Source organism: Spirosoma fluviale (genome assembly GCF_900230225.1).
Classification (GTDB): domain Bacteria; phylum Bacteroidota; class Bacteroidia; order Cytophagales; family Spirosomataceae; genus Spirosoma; species Spirosoma fluviale.
In genome coordinates, this window is sequence record NZ_OCNH01000001.1 from 1,087,433 (window position 1) to 1,109,422 (window position 21,990).

At 50.6% G+C, this 21,990-nt stretch carries 13 protein-coding genes; 7 read left to right on the forward strand and 6 right to left on the reverse strand.

The window, feature by feature from the left end:
* Nucleotides 1-72: 72 nt before the first annotated feature.
* A complete protein-coding gene (locus CRO74_RS04565; protein WP_097124817.1) occupies nt 73-975 on the forward strand; it encodes a cation diffusion facilitator family transporter in 903 nt (300 codons plus the stop codon).
* A gap of 28 nt (nt 976-1,003) precedes the next feature.
* On the opposite strand, the gene porU2 is transcribed toward CRO74_RS04565, so the two are convergent.
* Nucleotides 1,004-5,032: a putative type IX secretion system sortase PorU2 gene (gene porU2 / locus CRO74_RS04570; protein ID WP_097124818.1), complete on the reverse strand. Its 4,029-nt coding sequence runs from the start codon at nt 5,030-5,032 to the stop codon at nt 1,004-1,006.
* A gap of 232 nt (nt 5,033-5,264) precedes the next feature.
* Between porU2 and CRO74_RS04575 the strand changes: the two genes are divergently transcribed.
* Nucleotides 5,265-7,010, forward strand: a complete 1,746-nt coding sequence (locus tag CRO74_RS04575; RefSeq protein ID WP_097124819.1) for an alpha-L-fucosidase — start codon at nt 5,265-5,267, stop codon at nt 7,008-7,010.
* 201 nt (nt 7,011-7,211) lie between these two features.
* Here the strand turns inward: CRO74_RS04575 and CRO74_RS04580 are convergent, their stop codons facing one another.
* Nucleotides 7,212-8,087 (reverse strand): HNH endonuclease, encoded by an 876-nt coding sequence (locus CRO74_RS04580; RefSeq protein WP_097124820.1) that lies wholly within the window; start codon nt 8,085-8,087, stop codon nt 7,212-7,214.
* A 3-nt stretch (nt 8,088-8,090) separates the two neighbouring features.
* Entirely contained in the window at nt 8,091-9,920 is a 1,830-nt protein-coding gene (locus CRO74_RS04585; protein ID WP_179830118.1) for an AAA family ATPase, read from the reverse strand.
* A 506-nt stretch (nt 9,921-10,426) separates the two neighbouring features.
* Between CRO74_RS04585 and CRO74_RS04590 the strand changes: the two genes are divergently transcribed.
* Entirely contained in the window at nt 10,427-10,774 is a 348-nt protein-coding gene (locus CRO74_RS04590; RefSeq protein ID WP_097124822.1) for a hypothetical protein, read from the forward strand.
* An 89-nt stretch (nt 10,775-10,863) separates the two neighbouring features.
* Here the strand turns inward: CRO74_RS04590 and CRO74_RS04595 are convergent, their stop codons facing one another.
* Nucleotides 10,864-13,287: a hybrid sensor histidine kinase/response regulator gene (locus CRO74_RS04595; protein ID WP_097124823.1), complete on the reverse strand. Its 2,424-nt coding sequence runs from the start codon at nt 13,285-13,287 to the stop codon at nt 10,864-10,866.
* Between the two features lie 146 nt (nt 13,288-13,433).
* Nucleotides 13,434-14,330: an NAD-dependent epimerase/dehydratase family protein gene (locus CRO74_RS04600; protein ID WP_097124824.1), complete on the reverse strand. Its 897-nt coding sequence runs from the start codon at nt 14,328-14,330 to the stop codon at nt 13,434-13,436.
* Nucleotides 14,331-15,425: 1,095 nt separating this feature from the next.
* Here CRO74_RS04600 and CRO74_RS04605 point away from each other — a divergent pair.
* Nucleotides 15,426-18,158, forward strand: coding sequence for a malectin domain-containing carbohydrate-binding protein (locus tag CRO74_RS04605; RefSeq protein ID WP_218840202.1), 2,733 nt, complete (start codon nt 15,426-15,428; stop codon nt 18,156-18,158).
* A 91-nt stretch (nt 18,159-18,249) separates the two neighbouring features.
* Here the strand turns inward: CRO74_RS04605 and CRO74_RS04610 are convergent, their stop codons facing one another.
* On the reverse strand, nt 18,250-19,119 hold the full coding sequence (locus CRO74_RS04610) for a 3-keto-disaccharide hydrolase (RefSeq protein ID WP_097124826.1): 870 nt from the start codon (nt 19,117-19,119) through the stop codon (nt 18,250-18,252).
* Nucleotides 19,120-19,238: 119 nt separating this feature from the next.
* Here CRO74_RS04610 and CRO74_RS04615 point away from each other — a divergent pair, with 119 nt between their 5' ends.
* The 3 genes from CRO74_RS04615 (at nt 19,239) to CRO74_RS04625 (ending at nt 21,986) form a co-directional block, all read left to right on the forward strand.
* Entirely contained in the window at nt 19,239-20,075 is an 837-nt protein-coding gene (locus CRO74_RS04615; protein WP_097124827.1) for a helix-turn-helix domain-containing protein, read from the forward strand.
* 179 nt (nt 20,076-20,254) lie between these two features.
* Nucleotides 20,255-20,938: an RNA polymerase sigma-70 factor gene (locus tag CRO74_RS04620; protein ID WP_097124828.1), complete on the forward strand. Its 684-nt coding sequence runs from the start codon at nt 20,255-20,257 to the stop codon at nt 20,936-20,938.
* Nucleotides 20,939-20,984: 46 nt separating this feature from the next.
* Complete coding sequence (locus tag CRO74_RS04625) at nt 20,985-21,986, forward strand: FecR family protein (protein ID WP_097124829.1); 1,002 nt, start codon at nt 20,985-20,987, stop codon at nt 21,984-21,986.
* Nucleotides 21,987-21,990 lie beyond the last annotated feature (4 nt).

Consider the following 21,990-nt stretch of genomic DNA (forward strand, 5'->3'; position numbering starts at 1 on the left):
AAGCTGGTTTTTCGTTGTCTGCTTTACGCACCGGTTGGTAAACATAAAGCGGCAACCGGTGGTTGAATCGGCATGGCATCAACGAAAACCGCGATTTACACGGCACTGGGGGCTAATCTGGCAATAGCCATCACCAAATTTATAGCCGCTGGCGTTACGGGGAGTTCCGCCATGCTTTCCGAGGGGATTCACTCCCTGGTCGACACGCTCAATGAGGTACTGTTGCTTCTGGGCATGAAACGAAGTCAGAAACCGGCCGATGCCAAACGGCCCTTTGGGTATGGGCGGGAGTTGTATTTCTGGTCGTTTGTGGTGTCGCTGCTCATCTTTGCCGTAGGAGGTGGCGTTTCGTTCTATGAAGGAATAACACACCTGCAACACCCCAATCCCATCGAAAACCCACTCTGGAACTACATCGTGTTGGGTATCGCTATCGTGCTGGATGGCGTATCTATGGTAACGGCTTTTCGGGCGTTCAATGCCCAGCGGGGCGATCAACCGTTCTGGTCGGCGGTGAAAGAAAGCAAAGACCCCGCTACGTTTGTGGTTCTCTTCGAAGATGTCTCCGATGTGTTGGGACTGATCATCGCGTTCCTGGGCGTTTTTCTGGGGCATCAGCTCAACAATCCGTATCTGGACGGTGCCGCTTCCATTCTGATCGGTATTCTGTTAATGGCGGTCGCCGTTCTGCTGGCCCGCGAAAGCCGCAGTTTGCTGATGGGCGAAGCAGCGGCCCCCGCCATTGTGCAACAAACGATAACCCTAACTGAGGCTGATGCCGACGTGCTGAAAACGGTCAATGCGTTCACGTTTCAAATGGGGCCGGAAGAAGTAGTTCTGATTCAGCGCGTTGCTTTCCAGCCAGAGCTTAAAACCGACGCGATCGTTGACGGAATCAACCGAATTCGGCAAACGATTCAGGCAGCCGAACCCACCATTCGGCAGGTTTATATTGAACCGGTTAGGCTGGATTAATCCAGAGCATTACAAGAATTCGTCTTCATCAGCGAAGCAGGATAACCCGGCCGCTTAGCTTAGGGCTCAGGCTCTCGGGAATGGGCCAGTTGAGGGTGTCCTGCAGCGTGAGGGTATAGAGATACACACCCGCCGGAAGTAGATTTCCCGCATCGTCGCGCCCATCCCACACAAACTCAGTAAGGCCAATTCTGGGCGACAGGTTTAGCTGTCGAACGGGTTGACCGGCCGGATTGAATAGCTGGATGGTCAGGTTAGCCGGTGCCTGTTCGCCCGTCAGTTGAATTGAAAACAAAGTTTTTTCGCGGAAAGGATTGGGGTAAACGCTCAGGTTGGTGAGTTTACGTTCGTTGACCACCCGAAAGTTCACCTGATAAGGTACCGCCGGATTCCCCACAACATCCCGGGCGGTAGCCAGCAACCGATAGTTTCCTTCGGCCAGTCGGGGCGAGGTGTACCGTATTCGGAAGGCATTGGCAGTAGTGGCTGGCTGAACAATGGAGCTGTGCCAGTTCAGCCGGTCAAAACCGCCCGTTCGGCCCGGTCCCTGCAGATACAAGTCTATGCCCGATGTATCCTGCCGGATTAGCGAACGGTTTTCATCGACAACCAACAGGTCAATAACCGGGCGAGCTGAAATCACGGCACCATCCGTAATTCGGGAACCATCCACCGCAACTTCCAGTAAGGGGCCTATCCGGTCGGGCTGAACCGGCAGAAGAAAATCGAGGGTGTTGTTGATGAACGAATATTCGGGTTGCAGGCGCGGGTTGACCGTTAACAGAACCCGGTTCAGGCCGGGGAGTTTCCTGGTGTCGATCCGGGCATTTATTCGAATCGTATCACCACGTACTGGCGGGGAAACTGTCCACCGCAGTTGTTGGGGATTCGTCAGTCCTGCGGCATAAATTGTCTGTTGAACAACCAGAGAATCCGTATATGCAACCGGACTCAGGTTAGCGAACTTTGCCTGAACCGCAACAAGGTCGCCCTGTTGAACATCCGTTGGAACAGGACTGGCCAGCCACAGTTGGCCCTCGGGCAGTCCCACCGCCGTACTCACGGGTGAATACACGAACGAACCGGTCGACCATTCACTAGTCTGACCAGATGTCGTGCTGTTCGCCAATCGGACGCGCCAGTAATAGGTAATGTCTGGATGAGCGGGCAACATTGCCGGAACGCTGATGGTATTCGTGGCGGTTATGCGCCAGGTCTGTTTGACGGAACTGTTAAAGCTGATGGTCGTATCAAGTTCAATAATAACACCATAAGGCTTATTGGATGGGTAGTAAGCCATAAGTCGAATAGCGGGGGACTGAACGATGCCTTTCATGGGTGGATAAATCAGAACGGGGTTTTGGCCGGGAATTGTCAGGCGAAAACGAGCCTGGTTATTCGTTTGATTTTGTTCAGTCTGCACCAGAGGAGAGTCGGCCGGATTGATGGTTACTTCAAATTCGGTTTCGCCCGCTGCATCGCGTTCATTCGGAAATGAAATCATCAGCGTATCCCGAAAGGCAACAGAACGGGGGAAAGTTGTATTGACTACGCCCAGTTCCCGCCCCTCCACCCAACGACGAACCCGAACCGGAAGCGGCTTATTCCGGTATAGCCCGGCGTTCTGAACAACGGCCTGAATCTGGACCGAATCACTCAGGGTTGACAACGGCTGCCTATTTTTAGGTTCGGTTTTGCCCTGGATTGTTAGCCCACCGGACGTTACTATATAGTCGGGCGTGCTGAATGGAAAGAGCCGGATGGCGGGGTCACCCTGTAAAACCATTTGCTGGCAGTTCGCCAAATCGCGCCCGTCGGTCGAGGTGGCCAAAACGCGACGAATGGTTTCCTGCTGAAGTTGCCCAATGGATTTGTTTAGTTGAGCGCTGTCGGCCAGCAGACTATAAAATGCCGTTGTGTAGCGGTGCATCACATCCGTCTGGCCAAGGTGACTGGTTGCCAGCGCGGCAATGGCCCCCCTGTTTGGCGTGAGCACCCAATCGGTGGCGAGCGTTGGACGGCCAAAGAAGAAATCTCCGATGGCACAGCCATTGACGAACAGCAGCGGGTAACGGCCCTTGTTCCGGTAGCCGAGGGCATCGTTGGAGCAGAATCCAATCGTCAGATCTGTCACGTCCAAACCCGAATGGCCGAAAAATGTCATTAGTCCAACACCTTCGTTAACCTGTTTCGACACGCTGATGGATTCGACCGGGTTATCCGTTTGTTTGGAAACCGTCGATACGTTTGCGCCCAACGATCCCGCCGTTGCCGTTAGCCGGTAGCTGTCCACCAGCCGACGCAATAAATCCCGCTCGCCCGGCGACAGCCCTCCGCTGAGGTGGAGCAGGTTCTTCCGCCAGCCAGCGTCATCGGTCTGGCTCTCATAGTCTTTCACTTTGTTGAGGTAATGCAGTACCTCCTGGGGTGTTCCGGCATTGATGCGGCCCGTGGGAATGGTCGGTACACCATCCGGCACGGCCGTAAACAGGCCGTCGGAACCGGGATAACCGGCCGTCATAACCATGTCGAGAGTAGACTGGTTCGGGTTGTTGCGAACGCCAGGTGTGCTGCGAGCCTGGCCAATGAGCAGTAAGTAGTGTAGGTTTTCGCGGCTTTGCTGCCGCATCTGGTTCATAAACTGATGGATAGCCAGCGGGCTTCGTTCGCCGTAATTATACTGGTCAATGAGTTGTGGCATGGTAACCGTTAGCGTGTCGTGGGCACCGCCAGCGGCCGAGGCCCGATAAGCGGCATAAGCTTGAACCGCATTTGTAATTCGACCGGTCGATGAGTCAGTCAGGGGCGTCATCAGGGCTTCGTGCGTAATAATGACATACGTAGGCCTGCGACCGGACAAGTCAGTGAAGCGTACAGGGATGATTTTTGATACCTTTTTTGGTTGACTGGTGCTAAAGAGTGTTCGGGCGGTTTCTGTGTGACGAACAATCAGCTCAGCCGAATCAGAACGAATGGGCTGGCTAATCTGAATTGGATTTGTCGGGTCCGTAACATCCCAGAAACGGGCATTGGGCGTCAGGTTCGTAATGGAAATCAACGACCGTCCAACCGGACTAGCCGCCAGTCGGAAAAACTGATCCAGCTGTTTGTTCATCGCAAAGGTCTGCGGATAACGAACGCGGATGTAGGAGATCGAATAGTTATCGACAGAGGTGTTTTCGCCCCGCGAAACGGTCGAGACAATCAGCCGCCCATCGGAGCTAACGTCAGTCCAATTTAGGGACGGTTGTATACGGGCATTATCGTAGGTTGAGAAACGGATTGAATCGGCCAGCCGTAGGTTATCGGGCATTGGCCCGAGCAGGCAGTCGACCCGGTGGTTGGTGTAGTCCCGACCTGCGAGCAGTACCGATACCTGTGGATCGGGGCCGTTACGGACTGCATTATTCAGCGCAAAAGTCAGCGAAAAAGGACTGTCTTTTCGCTGAATAACGCCCGTATACCCTTCGCCTGCTTCGTAAAAACTATACTCTGTTTTAGGCGTTATCCCGTTCGGCCAGCCGGGATAGTTATCGGTAAAAACTCGCAAATCTTCAGCCCAGTGAAACGGCTCCGGGGTCAGACCGGCACCCGACGAATCGGCATACCCGGTCATACGTTTCCCGATATTACCTGCGCTCCAGGTTAAAAAATAAGCTGTTGTATCGCTGAAAAGGCTATAATAGGGGTGAGGCTGTGCCGAAAAGGGGCTGTATAGAAGTGAATCCGCCACGCCGTCATTCCGCCGACCGTAAAACTCCAGAAAGTCGCTGGCATCGAAATGCCCATCGGCTTCCCCCTCAATAAAGATGGCCTGTTCGACACCCCTATGGAAGAGCTGAACCGTTTTTGGATTTACTCGATCAGTTGGCACACCAGCAAGGCGTAACTCAACCGGGGTGATACGGTACAGGCCGTTTTCGGTAATGGGTATCTTAATGTACGGCTGAGCGTAGTTGATCCAGCGGGTGGGGCTATTGGCACCGGATTGCGCTTTTATGATCAGCGGATTGCCGATTAGCAGAAGCAGGAAGGTGTGGACAAACGAACACGACATAGGGCTCGGGCAAGGGTGGATGGCTAGCGTATAACGACACAGTCTTAGACGTACAAAGAGCCGTGAAAGTAGCTAATCATCCTGCCGTTATCGGTTGTCAGGCAACGGGCAACGGTTTCCATTGTTCTGAACAACAGCCCGTTTACAGGAGGTTTTAGGGAACGCGCGCTTCTACTAGCTAAACGGCAATTGATCGGCGACGAACCCAACCCATTTTATGCAGCCCTTTTGTATGAAAACGAGAATTATAGGTCTATTTCTGTGTATCACCACACAGGCCATTGCCCAAAAGGCACTGCCGCAGGATCAGCGGTTGCAGTGGTGGCGTGATGCCCGCTTTGGGATGTTTATTCACTGGGGACCTGTAACGGCTACCGGAAAAGAAATAAGCTGGTCGCGGGAGGGATACGGGAAAAGCCGCTACGATTCGCTGTACCGTCGGTTCAATCCCACCAAATTTAATGCTAGGGAGTGGGTGAAACTGGCAAAAGCGAATGGACTGAAGTACGTAGTGCTCACGGCCAAACACCACGACGGATTCTGCCTGTTTTCGACCAAGACGACCGGTTACAACATCATGTCGTCGCCGTTTGGGCGGGATGTGTGTAAAGAACTGGCCGATGCCGTTCATGCCGAAGGGCTTAAGCTGGGCTGGTATTTTTCCGTTGCCGACTGGAAAGACCCCGATTGCCGAAACCCCGCCACCAATGATGTGTTTGTTGGCCGGATGATGGATCAACTCAACGAACTGCTGTCCAATTACGGTAAGATCAGTCTGCTCTGGATCGACTACGAAGGGTCGCCCTGCCCAACCGAACCCCAAAAAGTGTATGATTTGGCGCATCGGCTGCAACCCGGCATTATCCTGAACAATCGGCTGGAAGCCTTCAGCCCCGACGAGTCGCATTGCCAGCCCGGTAAACTCGGCGATTACGCCACGCCCGAGGGGTTCGTGGCTGGCTTTGGCAGCGTTCCCTGGGAGACCTGCACCAATCTGGGGCATCAGTGGGCGTGGAGATTCGACGATACACCCCGCAGCGTGACGGAGTCGGTGCATACACTATTGCGCTGCATCGGGGGAAATGGTAATCTGCTGCTTAACGTTGGCCCCGATAGCCTGGGACAGATTCCACCCTTATTCGTTACCCGGCTTAACGATATTGGTGGCTGGCTCAATCCCCGCGCCAGAGCCATTTACGGTACTCGCGGTGGCCCGTATCTTCCGGCTACCGACTACGTTTGCAGCCAGAAAGGAAACCGTGTTTTTCTGTATTTGCTGAGCAAAACGGGCGAAAAAGTCGTTTTGCCGCCCCTGCCGTCGATCATCAAATCCGCTGCACTGCTCAACGGGCCAGCCATAGCGTTTACGCAGTCTGCCGGGCAGGTAACCATAAGCGTCCCGGTCAGTCAGCAGGATTCGGTGGCAACAATTGTTGAATTAACGCTCAATCAACCCGTTGCGGCATCGGTATTGATTCCGCCTTTCAGTCGGTCGCATTCGCTGGCCTATGCAAAAAAGGCGGTAGCCTCCAGCCAGTTGGGCAATTTTCTGCACAATGCCGCAGCTACCGTCGACGATAACCCGAACACGTACTGGAAATTAGGTCGGCGGAAAGACGTGGATTTTGCCGGATACTACGGAAAAACGTTATCACACAACTCGGGTGAGCTGAAAGCCCTATTTGAGAAACGGGGTTGGCTGGAAGTAGACCTGGGGCAGTCCAGGCCGGTTGGCGAAGTGCTGGTCAGTGAGTTTGTCCGCAAAGACAACGGCAAGCCCAGCCCGTCCGTCACCCGGTTTGACGTGCAGTATCAAAAAGGCAGTCAATGGGTCACGCTGGCATCGGGCGAACAGCTTGACGGTCAATGGCGACAAAAAATCTCGCCCGTAACCGCTCAGCGATTCCGACTCGTCATCCTGGATTCCCGGGGTAGTATCGGCATCAGCGAGTTTCAGTTATACCCGGCAGGGGAGTAGGAAGTTTGTCCATGTAAATGGTCAATGGTACTCGTTAATGTAGCCATACGCTTTTTTCAAAAGCTCCTCATTACGAACCAACCGGTCAGGGCTGTTTTGGCAGAGTTACTTGCCCACCTGCCGGTTCGGGTTCTTGGCTGAGCGATACAGGTAGCCGTCTGGTAGTCTGGTATACTGTGGAGTCTTCGAATAGCCCTGCTCCTAGATGAGTACGTTAGTTTCCTGATTCACCTGTTCGTACACCCCATTTAGCCGCGCCTGGTGATCGGGCTGTGGAATAAAAAACAACTGCCTAAAGTTATTCCAGAGTGTGCGGGCACAGGCGGTGTAGGGCTTTGTATCGTCTTTGACCCGTCGTGCAAAGCGTCGTACCACCGTCAGAAGCCCCCACCACAACTGACGCTCGTCAATTTCACCAATGTCGTAGGCTTTGCACTGGACAAGTAGTTCCAGTAAGACTTCATCGAAAATTTCTTTTCGCTTAAGCACCAGTTCGTCGCGCATTAGGTCACAGACTCTGATTGTGTATGCACCCGCAGTCGTTTTGTGGCCAATTCGGCCGTCAGTTGCAAACGAGAAGTGAGCCGCCGGGTTATCATCGGTTTCAGGATTAACAATGTAGGGCTGTTCGGCTGTTAGCTCGGCCGATACGATCAGGCAATGCTCCCGGTTCAATTCTTCGGGATTGTTGTTGAGCATGGGATGGCTACTCACCCGAACGCCTGCCACAGGAAACTGGGTACTCTTTGGCCGGTTGCAGTTGGCGCAGGACAGGATCAGGTTGCTCCATTCGTAGGCCAGCCAGTAATAGCCCGGATGGGCCGGGTCGTCTTTAACGCCTTTCTTGGGCCGATAATGATCGACCTGAAACGGAGCCGCTTCTTTTCCATCACTCTCGCAATAAGCACACTTTTTCAGGTAGATAACCTCTAGGGCATCTTTCACTTCTTTGTCGCCGTAAGGCCCCTTAAAGGCGTCTTTGTTTTTGTTTCGCAGGGCATCGAGTCGCTTTTCTTCACAACCGGGGGTTTGAAGGCAGTTGGGCACGGCGTCGAATTTCTTGTGGACCTTACGCATGGCTCAGAGCAGTTGGCTGGTAGTCGATTTAATTCCGTAGTCGGCTTTTAATTTCTGCATCAGCACCGCATTTTCATAGCGGTCTTCGGTGGCGACCTCGGCTGAGTTCCCACCGGCAGCTTCCGGAATAATGTGCTCAAATCCGAATATGGGCGAGGTCAGGATAGCGTTGGGCGTTAGTTTACTGAAATCGACCCCAGTTTGATTCACCACGACGCCCATTTCCTCATTTCGATCAACGGTTAGAACCAGCGTTTCTTTAGGCGCCCCTAACAGCGGAATAGGGCTGTGGGTTGACGCTATAAACTGGACATTAGGAAATAGTTCCGACAGTTTGCCGGGCAACGCACGCTGGTATTTAGGATGAAGGTATAACTCCAGTTCATCGATGATAACGATGCCGCTCAAGGATTGCCAATTGTCGAACTGATCTTGGTTGGCGCTGAGCCGTAAGACCATATCGCCAACGAAGGCCAGTAGATTGCGGAAACCAGCCGCCAGGTCAGACAGTTTTACGGGTGTGTATGACTTACCATCATGGTCTTTTTCATAGTATTCTACGGATGGATCAGGTTTGGTTGTATTTATTTTAATGTCGGCTAGATCAGGAATAAGCTGGCAGAAGGTCTTTGTGAGCAAATTAAAATAAGGGCGGTTGTAGGCAAAACTTTTAATGAGCTCAAACTCGACGTTAAACAACTGGCTCTGTGAGTAAAATAAAGAGGTGACAGCCCCCGCCCGGCGGTTACTCCGCTCGGATGGAATAGTACCCCCACTAAGGAGTCGCCCGGCACCATAAGCCGCCATCGGTATGGGCTCGGCGTTGGGCAGGCTGGGTTGTGTGGTGTTGCGGCTGAAACTGGTATGACCAAACACGTTCTGCTGGTAATAATCGACGGTAATGATGGGGTCGTCGGTTTCGCTGAGTAAACTACGTTCGTCGGTAGCGCCCCATAGCCCAATGGTCAGGGCCTGCAACACCGAGCTTTTGCCAAATCCGTTTTCGCCAGTCAGGAAAATCCAGCGGATGTTGGGCGCAATCTGGTCAACTTTTGTGTGCTTTATACCTTTGTAGTTCCGAATTTCAACACAGACCAGCCGCACGGGCATGACCAGCATTTCGGGCGTGTTAGGCAGTGAGTAAACCGGCTCCTGGCGCTCCTGACTGGCTTTGAGCACCCGCTGGACATTCTGGAGCATTTCATCAAAATGCCCCGCCCGGATGGGCGATGCGTAGAACGTTTCACTTCTGAAATATTCGGATGGCGCAAGCGATTCCACACTTCGACCCGAGGTGCCATAACGAAGCACCCATTTGTCGATATTCGTTTTGACTATCCAACTAGCTATCACCCAGGTGGTAATGGTCGATTCTGATTTGTAAGCAATTGGTTTAAGCGATACGTCAAGAAGAGCTTGGCCGATTGCTACCGAGTCAAAGTCAGAAACGTCGATGTTATCAATTTTAAGTTCATAGGGAATGTTGTTAGACCCCGTAATGGCTTTCGATCTGATAGCCTTGTTTAATTCGGGCAAATCGTCTGCTTCAATACCGTGGTCTTTTCGAATGATCACCTTCATCTGGCCTGATGTATAAATATCAAGGCTAATGTTGTATTGCCGGTTAACGGAGTTGAGGCCATTCCAGAAGCTTATGCTAATGTATTCCTGTTCATAATTAACCAGAAACGGAATCTTCGATTCCTCAACCTGCCGGAGGTCTTCATTAAGCATGAAAAAGAAATTCTCTACCGCCCCCCGCTGGTTAAAATGAACGCGGGTAAGCTCTGCAAACAACAGATCGCTAAGCTTCTTTACTGTAAGTTTTTCCATGCCCGTTCGTTTGTTATAAAGTTCTGTTTCGCCCTGATAAATAGCAAGTTGATCATCGTATACGGTCGAAAATGTCGTTTTCACCGCTCATTCCAATACCCACAGGTCAGACCGCGAAAATTTGATTGATGAAGGCCTTTATGAGGGTTTGGCAATATTCCTTTAGGCTACTAGTAGCCGCTTATACATCTTCAAGAGCATTAAGATTCTGGACTAAGCTAATCCGCTCCTCGATTGGTAGAATTGAAACAATGACCCGCTTCAAGTTATCTGGATTAATTGGTTGAGGCTATTGAGTGAAGGCTTTTTCGTGGGTATTGAACAGGCTAAGGTAGCGGTCAGGGTGGATTTTTGGTGCTGTTTCAGATGGAAAAACGGGCAAAAAAAGGGGAAAAAGACGGTTTTTAGCTCAGGCTCAACCGAATAGTTTCGTGACTTGCCGATTTGTTTACCACTACGTACAACCTATACAAGAATCAGGCAGCAACTTATAGCGAATAGGGGCAATGCGAAGAAATAAACTCTATACGAATTATTATGCCGAGTTTTACCGACTGCCCCGCAGAAATTTCGTCCCAGGCTATTCTGTCAGGGTTGCTTATGCGAAAAATGCAATTTTTGGTAGCGATACCGACCGAAAACTACGGCTCGAATTTGGGGGCGTGTTGAACATTCTGTCACCTGACAAAGACAAAGCCGTTTTTACCATTCAACCCTTTATTGCACTCTCAAATCTACTGAGTGAAAACGTTACCAACGGTAAGCAAAACCGAGCAAAAACGTTTTCCGAGAAAACCAATGCGGGTATTCGAATTGGCATACCCATACGTCAGCAAGTAACTGTTGGTAGATAGGGATTGCCTTTGACTGGTTTGATTCGTTGCCCATTAAGGACCAGAGGGCGCTTCATTGAGTTAACGATGCAGCACGTTACAATGAGGACTTATTTCTTAGCGGCTATTGTCTGGCTGATGAGTCCGGGCAGTGCTGTGTAATCGATAGGCTTGAGCAGATGCGCATCAAACCCAGCCGACCAACTGCGCTGTTTGTCGGCTTCCTGACCGTAGCCTGTCAGGGCGATAATGGGTAAAGACTGGCCCCACGGTTGCTGGCGAATGTACGCACAGACCGCGTACCCATCCAGATGCGGCAAGCCGATATCCAGGAGCATTACATCGGGTTGCCAGGTTTCTGCGGCCTCAATTCCTTCCTGACCACTAAAGCATGCATGGACTTCATAACCAAGCGTTTGCATGATTTTAGTCGTCAATTCGGTCAGCTCTTTATTATCGTCTACTAACAGTACTCGTCCGTAATTCATTGTTGTCTTGTTTTTATTCGTCTCCGGCGGTAATACGAAAGGGGTTGCCGTCAGTTGGGGAAGCCACACGATAAACTGGCTGCCCTGACCGGGGCCTGCGCTCAGGGCCTCAATACGGCCCTGATGGCTTTCCACCAGTTGTTTAACCACGGCCAAGCCCAGGCCCAGCCCCCCATGGGGACGATCCAGCGACGTATTCCCCTGCACAAAGACATCAAATATTGCCCTCAATTCATCAGCCGGAATCCCCATGCCGTCGTCCTCCACCTGCAAAAGTACATGGTCTGGTTCCTGTGTTAAACTTACCCAAACATGACCTCCTTCGTTGGTGTATTTAGCGCCATTGACCAGCAGATTCATCAACACCTGAGCTAACCGGGTTGCGTCTCCATTCACAAACAATGGCTCCGAAGGGAGGTATACGGCTACCGAGCGATTTTGCTCCTTGAACAGCGGCCGGACCGCTTCGATGGTTTGGGCCACAACCTGTGTCAGGTCGATCCGCTGGCGTTGCAGCTTGATCTTACCTTGTCGAATTCGGCTCACGTCCAGTAGATCATCGACCATTCGACTTAAATGCTGCACTTGTCGGCTCATGCGGCTGATGCCTGCCGGGTAGGATAGGCTCTCATCCTGACCTTCGGTAATTTGCAGATAGAACAGCGTGTTCGTCAGCACCGCCAGAGGATTGCGCAACTCGTGGCCCAGCATGGCAATGAATTCATCCTTGCGACGTGCGGTCTGCGACAGAGCTTCGTTGGCATTGGCCCGTTCAACGGCCGACCAGGTCCGTTCGGCAGTTTCCTGAGCCAGTTTCACTTCCAGTTCGCTCCAATGCCGGGGCTCGCATTGGGACATAAACAGAATGCCAACCGGCTTATTGTTTTTGATGACCGGTACGGCGATAAACGAAATGACCTGTAAGTGAATACACTGCCGGATCAACTCCGCATCAATGAGCGTCGTAGAATGAACGCTGTCAACCACAAAGGGATGACCAACATCGACCAGGGCCTGAAAAAACGGAAATTGGTTTAGGGGATACACTCCGACCACTGAGGGTATGTTGGGCCGGGAAGCCTCCCGTTTGATGATGGCATTGCCTTCTTCCACCAGGCTGTAGTAGCATCGGTCAGCCCCAAAAAAATTTCTGGTGGTTTGCGTCACCGTTTCCTGAATCGAAATGGGATCTGCCAGCGGCCGCAGTGCATCACTTAGCTGAAGTAGAAACGAGTTTCGTTTTTCAAGCTGGCGAAGGGATTCCTCAGCTCTTCGTCGCTGGCTGATGTCGAACATGACGCCATTCATGCGAACTGGCTGGTCATTCACTTCTTCGGTGACCCGCCCGTAGCCACTCATCCAGCGCTGCGAGCCGTCTTCCAGTACAGCACAAAACTCGGTATCGTACACACTACGCTTGGTAATGGCCTCTCGCAGCAACTGGATCAACCGGTCCTGGTCGTCGGGGTGAACGTGGCTGAGAAAATCATCCGGCCCGACCGTATTTGGCCGGGACTCCATACCAAAGAGCCGGAAGTGCTGCTCGTTCCAGTGTACTTCATCAGTCAGCAGGTTCCAGTCCCATGTGGCTAGTTCTGTCGCTTCGATGGCTAGCCGAAGGCGTCGTTCTGATGTACTCATTGCTACTTCGGTCCGCTTCTGGGCGGTCAAATCACGCATTATCTTAACCAGGCCGATTACCTGACCGGCTTCCCCCAGCAGGGGTGTTAGAACACCCGAGCCGTAGAACTGCGAACCATCCCGGCGGCTGTGCCAGCGTTCATTCTCGGCCCGGCCTTCGCTTAGTGCCTTTTGGGCTTCGGACTGGGGTATACCTCGCTGGCGATCCCCGGCCACATAGAGCACATCGGCTAACTGCCCCAGGATTTCTGCTTCTGTGTAGCCCAGCATCGCTTCGGCCCCGGCGTTCCAACTGGTGATCCGGTGCTCCAGGTCAGTGGTGTAAATAGCATAATCTTTGGCTGCTTCCAGAATGAGCCGCTGTTGAACGGCCTGTTGTCGGGTTTCCTGTACTGTTCGTTTCATCCTGTCACTCAGCAAAAATGCGTGACAGGATGGACCAGGGTTTTACCATCATAGCGCAAAAAGCGGTTGTTACTCGTCAACCGATTCTAAATACGTTTGTTTGCTAATTAACCAGGACAGGAAAAAAGTGAGGTACTGGGGTATCTTTATTTCACGTATTTCTGCCAGTTATGTTGCTCTTTAAATCCTAGTACTTCACGGATTTTCCGATTGGAAAACAGGGCTTCATGCTCTCCCAATTCGCGGGTAATCGGTACATCAGGAAAAAATGTTGACGCCAGTTCTCGGCTGGGGATAATGGCACCGTTCTGGTCGTTTCCGGCATTGAAGACCTGATAACCGAGGTTGTCTTTTTGCAAACATAGATCCACGATCTGGCCCAGGTCACGCGCGTCGATATAACAGAAGGCATTCCGGCGTCGCACTTCAGGATGCTCAAAATAATAGGGGAACAGGTTCGCGTATTCGTGCGGTTCGATCACATTGCCGATGCGAAGGGCATATATATCAACGCCCGACCGTCGCTGGAAGCTGCGGGCCGTTTTTTCATTGACCACCTTCGATAAGCCGTAGCTATCCATAGGGTCAACATCATAATCCTCTTCCAGAGGCAACACGTTAGGGTTGGTCTGGCCATCGGAGAAACAGATACCATAGGTGGTCTCTGAGGAAGCAATAATGATCTTTTTGATGCCAAGTTTAACCGCTGCTTCGATCACATTATAGGTACCAATGGTGTTGACCCGAAATGTTTCATTATCCGGTTTAATCAGGATCCGGGGCACGGCAGCAAAATGGACAACCGCATCAAATTTAGGCACACCATGCCCTGGCTCCAGCTCATCCAGGCCGGTATACGAACTCATGGCATTAAACATCTGTCCGGAATCCGTAATGTCCGCTATCAGATTATCGACCCCCGGGTGGTTCAAGGGCGTCAGGTCTACATTCAATACGTTATGTCCCTGGTCGAGCAGATAGGGAATTACGTGCTTTCCTGCTTTTCCCGATCCCCCTGTAAAAAATATTCGCTTCTGAGTCATGCGTAGGCTACTAATTGTGGTTGAGAGTTATTAAAAATTGTCGGGATCAACTATCTACTTATCCATCATCGTGGGGCTTTGCTTACTTACCGGCCTTTACCAAAGCTGATGGGTGTTTTACCAAAGGTATGTATATACATTGCCGACTTGTTAATTGAACTGATTGATGGAGCCTATTTCTCAGGTAGTCCAGTCTGGAGTTTGAACTCGAACTCCATTTATGTACAAAAAAGGCTGTAAGCTGTCCGTCAGGTGCTTACAGCTTTTTTTGTTAATCAGTATGTCGGTGTTAATCGGGTGTAGGCGAACCTTAATGTGTTGGCAGAGTACTTATACATATGTTGAAAAAAACTAAAAAAGACCGTTTAATAAAGAAATTTGACCTGCTGTCTGCTTTTTAATAAGGGTATCTATTTGATTATCAAGACATTATTAGTGAACGGTAATGTAAGTCGTCTTGAGGTCAGAATCCGGCTCGTTATCAAAGCCTGATTATTTGAGTTCTTTTGTAAGAATAGTCCACAACCTCTTGGAGGCCCTGCTAGCGAGATTAGGAGTTCATGTTGCCGTCACTTCCATTGATCGAAACATGGTTCAATAGCTTAATCACTTTACTCCTAGCTTTTCCCGGGCCAGCAGTCAAGTATCTGGGCGTCAGGCTGCCAGTGAAGATGGTGTTTGTTGCCGCAGAAGATGAATAAGTCCACAAAGATGAACAAAGATTGTGCTGGCGATGGATTCGTCGGGTTCGGTATTTAGTTAGTAAAAGCGTTTCTCTCAGGCCTCTTTTTTATTGTAATACAGAAGGTAAAAGGCGGTATGCAGCCTTATTTAGAACTATTTCTATGGATTAAATCTATTATGGACAAGCAACTACAAAAGTCAACGGGTTTATTGTGTTTTTTTCTCTGCTTTATTGCTTCACTCACGATTTGCGGGTCATCTTATGCCAATAATGTTACTGGCTTTACCCTGATGAATTCAGCGTCGGACTCAGATATAAAACCAATTGTTAACGGAGACGTAATAAATTTGAGCCAGACAGGATTTAAGCTTAATATACGAGCAAATACCTTTCCGGTAGTTACGGGCAGAGTGGTGTTTTCACTGGACGGGAAGTCTGACTATCGTACTGAAATCGTCGCACCGTACTCATTGGCTGGCGATACGGATGGTGATTATAACGACTGGACCCCATCGGTAGGAACCCATACATTAACGGCCACTCCCTACAATTCGCAGGGGCAAGTGGGTACCCCATTGACCATTACTTTTGACGTTGTTGCCAGCCCGCCAGTTGACGGTGGCGATCCCGACGATGGCACCGGTGCGGTTGTGGTGCAGGGAGAATTGAAAAAATGGCATAAAGTCACGTTAACTGTTAATGGGCCAGCTAGTTCGGAAGGAGCGCCCAACAACCCATTCCTTAATTATCGGCTGAATGTGACCTTTACCAATGGAGCCATCAATTACCAGGTGCCGGGTTACTTTTCGGCGGATGGCAACGCTGGTGAGACAAGCGCCGACGCGGGGAGTACCTGGAAAGTTCATTTCGCGCCAGATGAAGCCGGGACCTGGACATACCGTATTTCCATGCGGGCCGGTGCCAATGTTGCCATAAGCGATGATCCGTCGGCTGGCGTTCCGGTGGAGTTGGTTGATGGCAAGACGGGAACGTTTGTCGTGTCTGCTACGGATAAATCGGGGGTTGATTTGCGGGGAAAAGGCCGGTTAAGGTATGTGGGCGAACGCTATTTGCAGTTTGCTGAAAAAGGCGATTATTTTTTGAAAGCAGGTGTCGATTCTCCTGAGAACTTTCTAGCCTATGCTGATTTCGATAACACCCCCAACATAGGCAACCGCCGAAAAAGCTGGGGGCCGCATGTGCAGGATTGGCGCCCCGGTGACCCTACCTGGAAAGGCGACAAGGGAAAAGGAATTATCGGTGCGATCAATTATTTGTCGGGGCAGGGGTTGAATGTGTTTTCGTTCCTTACAATGAATATTCAGGGGGACGATCAGAACGTTTATCCGTACGTATCAACCAGTGATTTCGCCCGATTCGATTGTTCAAAGCTCGACCAATGGGAAACCGTTTTTGAACATGCCGATCGCATGGGGATGTATGTACACGTCAAGATGCAGGAGACTGAAAACGACAGACTGCTCGATGGAGGGAATCTCGGCGTACTCCGTAAACTGTACTACCGTGAGTTGATCGCACGCTTCAGCCATCACCTTGCGTTAAACTGGAATGTAGGCGAAGAAAACCTTCAGACCACAGCGCAACGGAAGGAGTGCGCAGCGTACCTGTACAGTCATGATCCGTATCAGCATCATATTGTTATTCATACTTACCCATCCGTAAAGGATCACGATGAGGTATATACCCCTTTGTTAGGCGGAAGTTCGAATTACTCAGGTGCCTCCATTCAGACCGTGTGGAATCGGGTTTATGAGGATACCAGAAAATGGGTGGAAAAGTCAGCACAGGCTGGAAAAAAATGGGTGGTAGCCAACGATGAACAGGGTGGTTCTGAGGTTGGAGTTGCCGCTGATGCAGGCTATTCCGGAAACAGAGGAACGGTGGCTGATAATCAAAACGATATACGGAAAGATGTGCTTTGGGGAAACCTGATGGCTTCGGGCGCCGGTGTTGAATACTATTTCGGTTATGCAACCGGTGAGACCGATCTGTCGGCTCAAGACTTCCGGTCGCGGGCTACCATGTGGCGATACAGTCGATACGCGCTTGATTTTTTCGAAAAATATGTCTCAGTTCCCCTTCCCGACTTAAGCCCGCTTAACCAGGTAAGCAACGGTTGGTTATTAGGAAAAGATGGGAAGTTATACGTCATTTATTTGAAGAACGGAGGCAGTACAAACCTTACGATCAATACCGGAGGTAATTACAGTGTGCAATGGTACGATCCCCGGAATGGTGGCGACCTGCAAAACGGATCGGTCACTAAAGTCTCCGGTAATGGCACAAAGTCGATTGGAAATCCGCCTAATTCAGCTACGCAGGATTGGGTAGTCCTGGTCAGAACGGAATCGCAGACCGAAACGGGTCAACAGTCTGTTTACCGGATCAACGCCGGAGGAGGTAGTTACACGATGCCCGATGGTACCGCTTTTTCTGCCGATGCATTCAGTAGTGGTGGAAACGTGTACGTTCAGAATAATCCATCAGATATTGATAAAACGCTCAGTGATAATATTTACCACAGCGAACGTTACGGCAATTTTTCGTACAACTTCCCCGTAAGCACTAATGGCGAATACAAGGTCATATTACACTTCGCGGAGATATTCACAAACGGAATCGGCAGACGGAGATTTAACGTGGATATTGAAGGGCAACGGAAGCTTTCGGAGTTCGATATAACTGCCGAAGCAGGTAAAGAACTAACCGCCCTACAAAAGACCTTCACCGTAACGGTGACTGATAACATGCTTACCGTGAATTTTGTAAAAGGAAGTGTAGAGTGGCCCAAGGTTTCCGGGCTTGAGGTAATGCCTGTTACGCCCACCACTGCCGGCGCCAGACCGGGTAATGTTGACGCGTTGCTGTCTGATAACGAAGTCGCAATCAGTACCTATCCTAATCCGGTGTCGGAAAGTGTAACGATTGATGGGGTAGACAGTCAACGTGCTGACCTGGCTATTTCTATCACCAGTGGGTTAAGAGACTATCCGCTAAAGCATGTGGCAACTTCCTCCCACACGGTTCAGGTCACATTGCCTGATTTAACCGAAGGCTTGTATATCATGCGGGTTCAGCAGGGAAGTAAGAGTTACACGAAAAAAATTATTGTCAAGCGGTAAACGATTCAGACTTGAGTGAAAACCGGTTGAAGGGGCCTATGCAATAGGCCCCTTCAACCGGTTTTTTGTACGAGCACATGGAAAGCTAAGATCAAAATAAACCAGCGTAGGCTTTGGGCATGGTCGCCAGGGGCTTGATACGGATGTCCCGGTAAAATACTTCGGCCGCTTCGCTTTGTAACTGAATCTTGCCCCGTCTCATGGGTACGTCCTGCCCATCGGCTTTTGTGTAGCGAGAGTCTTTCAGGACCATGACCACATGCCCATTGACGATATGCAGGCTTTTCCCTTCAAAGCAAATCAATTCCAGCGTTGTCCATTCCTCCGCTGGACTTTCGTAATTGGCTGACCGCATGCAATAGGAATCACTCCCTTTTTTAAAGGTACCGAAGGGTTGCTTTTCGTCGGCCACCCGGTTCATAACACCCTCCGACTGAAACGAACGGATATCGATAGCGGAGTTGGCCTGGCACCAGAAGTCGCCCATGTGTCCTTCCATGATCTGAAACTCCTGCGAAAGCATCCACGAATGCCAGTATTCGGCCCCGGCTTCGCCAATGGAATGATAAAGTATGCCCGAATCGCGCAATTTGGTTTTTCGGGGTTCATACTTCTGGGTTCCCCATTTGACTTGCAGCTTAAGGTGGTAGTTCTCATATTCCTGCCGGGTGAACAGGCAACCATATTTCTCTCCGCTTATCCGCAAAACAGGGCCACCCGGTTCCGTCAATATGGAAAATACGTGCGTCTCATCTTTGTTGTATCCAATTGGCGGAATGGGTGCGCCCGATGCATCTTTCGGTATATTTCCATTATAGTCGAGCTTGTGTGCATAGCTGAGGTAGGTTTCCCATTGGCTCAGGTCTTTGTCTAAAAGGGAGACCCATTCATCGGGCTTTTGCCGGGGTGGGAGTAAGCTTGTCGCTAACAGGCTGACGATTAACAAGAATGGGTGTATCATTTGGATTTTATATTAGTAGAATGACGGATTGCACAGTGGCAAAACTACGATCGTCTTGATACCAATAAATTGTAAAAATCCATTCTTTATTGGTAGCTTTATTACTCCGGCACAGGCTTATGAAACGCTACATTTTACATACCCCCTTCAACATCTACCACTTCGAAGCAACGACCTGGATGCACGCGGTCCATAAGCATACTTACTTCGAAATTATTTTTATCCTGAAGGGCCACGGCATTCATAACATCAACGGCAATACCTTCATCTATAGCGAGGGGGATGTGTTTCTGCTGGGGCCGGAAGATTACCATGATTTCGCCATTCAGGAGGTAACCGAGTTCTGTTTTATCCGCTTCAATGAATCGATTCAGAAGCACCCGGCAGAGGAAAAAGATACCCCCTGGCAGCCGATCATAAAAACGTTGCTGACAACCGCTTCCCAGAGCCGGGGCACCCTTGTTGCCGATAAACAGGAGAAACAGAAACTGCACCATCTGCTAACGGTGCTCGAAGAAGAATACAAACGGGAGCAGTCGCCGTATTTTGCCATCATCCGCGACAGCCTGTTACGCAGTATGCTCATGATTCTGGCCCGCAATCTGTTTAGCCAGACCCCGGCCAGTCCGCAGACAAACGATTCGGTCGAAGCGATCCTGATGTACATTCGGCAGCACATCTATCAGCCCGGCAGGCTCACTATTGACCACTTAGCTGACGTATTCCATTACGCCCCGGCGTATATTAGCCTCTTTTTCAAGAAGCAAACGGGCGAATCGCTGAAGCAGTACATCATCAAGCACAGAATTAAACTCATTGAAGCCCGCTTGCTTTACAGTCCGCTGACGCTGGCCCAGATTGCAGATGAGTTTGGTTACACGGATGAAAGTCACCTGTGTAAGCAGTTCCGGAAATATACAGGGAGTACGCCCAGCGCTTTCCGAAAGCGGGCTTAATAAACGACATTCCTGAAAGTCTCACCATTGCCTGTACGTTATTCTTCCTGTTAAAATCTATCAATAGGCTTAATAGGCGCATTTTTTGATTTTATTCTGAAAAAATAGTGATAATCGATGTGAGGTAATGAGGCCCAAACTTGTCTACCAGAAGTACTACCCGATTAACGGACGTTTGTATGCAGCTATTACCGTTGCCCTTTAAGCAACCCAGAGCCGATGGCCCAACGTTGTCTCTGGATAATCAGCAACCCGAGCCTTTAGTCAACGTAACAGATGATGAATTAATACTTCGTCAGTTGTTTGTTGAGAATGCCATGAATGGGTGCGCCCTGTTGTTCCGGCGTTACTATACAAATCTGGTCAATCACGCGGTTCGGTTTGTTTATTCAAAGGAAGTGGCCGAGGACCTGGTTGCCGAAGTCTTCACGGTGTTCTGGCAGGATCGCACCTTCGAGCAGATAACTACCTCGTACCGGGCCTATCTCTACAAAGCCGTTCGACACCGGGCCTACAATTACCTGCGCTGGGAGCTGCGCGAGTCCGACTCACTTGAATCGGCTGATAAACAGTCGATCCCGGCCTCTCTGCAACCCGATCAGGTGCTTCATTACAGCGAACTACACCAGAAAATCGAGTCGATTATTCAGAACCTTCCTCCCCAATGCCAGCGCGCTTTTTTACTGAGCCGCATTGAAGGCAAGAAGTACGCGGAGATAGCGCAGGATATGAAAATTACCAACAGCGCTGTCGAAAAATTACTCATCCGGGCTATCAGCAAGCTTCGGCAGGACTTAAAAGCAGACTGGTTTATTGCTCTGATCGTATCGATTGGAGTCGATTCCGTCTGTGTGCTGGGGTGAGCAAACGTGTACTCAATCTGTCTTCCAGAAAAACCATGAATCAGCCATGAAGCCGTCGCTTACGAAACATATAATCTTTGACTTTTTTGATGGAAAAGCTACGGCTATCCAGCGAAAATACATTGAAGCCTGGATAGGTGATGAAGTGAACCAGGAGCTTTATTACCAGTATCTGGATGAGTGGGAAAGCCAGCGGCCCCAGTTCGCGGTTGATTCCGAACAGGCTTTCGGGGCGTTTCAGCAGATCTTGCAGGAAACCCAGCCACGCCCTCCGCAACCGGTTGTGGTCAAAAGCAACCCCGCTTTTTGGACAAACAACCGGCTGGGCTGGAGTATTGCCGCGTCGGTACTGGTGGTGAGTATGTTGGGAGCTTATTTGTTCCGGGTTCAGATCCAGTACAAAACCTACCGGACGGCTTACGGTCAAACGGCTGTCTACCAACTATCGGATGGCACAACCGTCACGCTCAACGCCAACTCGCTCCTGCGGGTGCCCCGGTTCGGGTTTGGCACCGACACCCGCGAGGTGTTTCTGGAAGGGGAGGGGGAATTTGCCGTGACGCATACGGAAAACAACCAGCGCTTCGTGGTGCGCACCGCCGATAAATTTCAGGTGGAAGTGCTCGGTACTGAATTTGTCGTTTATGCCCGCAAGCGGGGAAAACGCGTATTCCTTACCAAAGGCAAGGTAAAACTCGAACTGGCCCAGGGGCAGCAGCTATACATGAAGCCCGGCAACGTGGTGACGGTGGCTAATTCGGGCCGCTACCAGCTTCGTCAGTTAGCGCCCGCCCGCCCGTTTGTGGCCTGGAAGGAGCACTGGTTTTACTTCGACAATACGCCCGTGTCCGAAATTGCCATTCAAATTCAGGAGCGATTCGGTGTCAGCGTAGTCATTCCCGAAACGGAACTTGCCCAGAAACGAATTGCCGGGAATTTTAAGGCCGAAAAAGCCGATGACCTGCTGGAAATATTAGCCGAATTACTCAAGCTAACCGTTGTGAAAAACCGCAACCATATTGAATTACGAACTATTAAACAAGCCTAGTGTC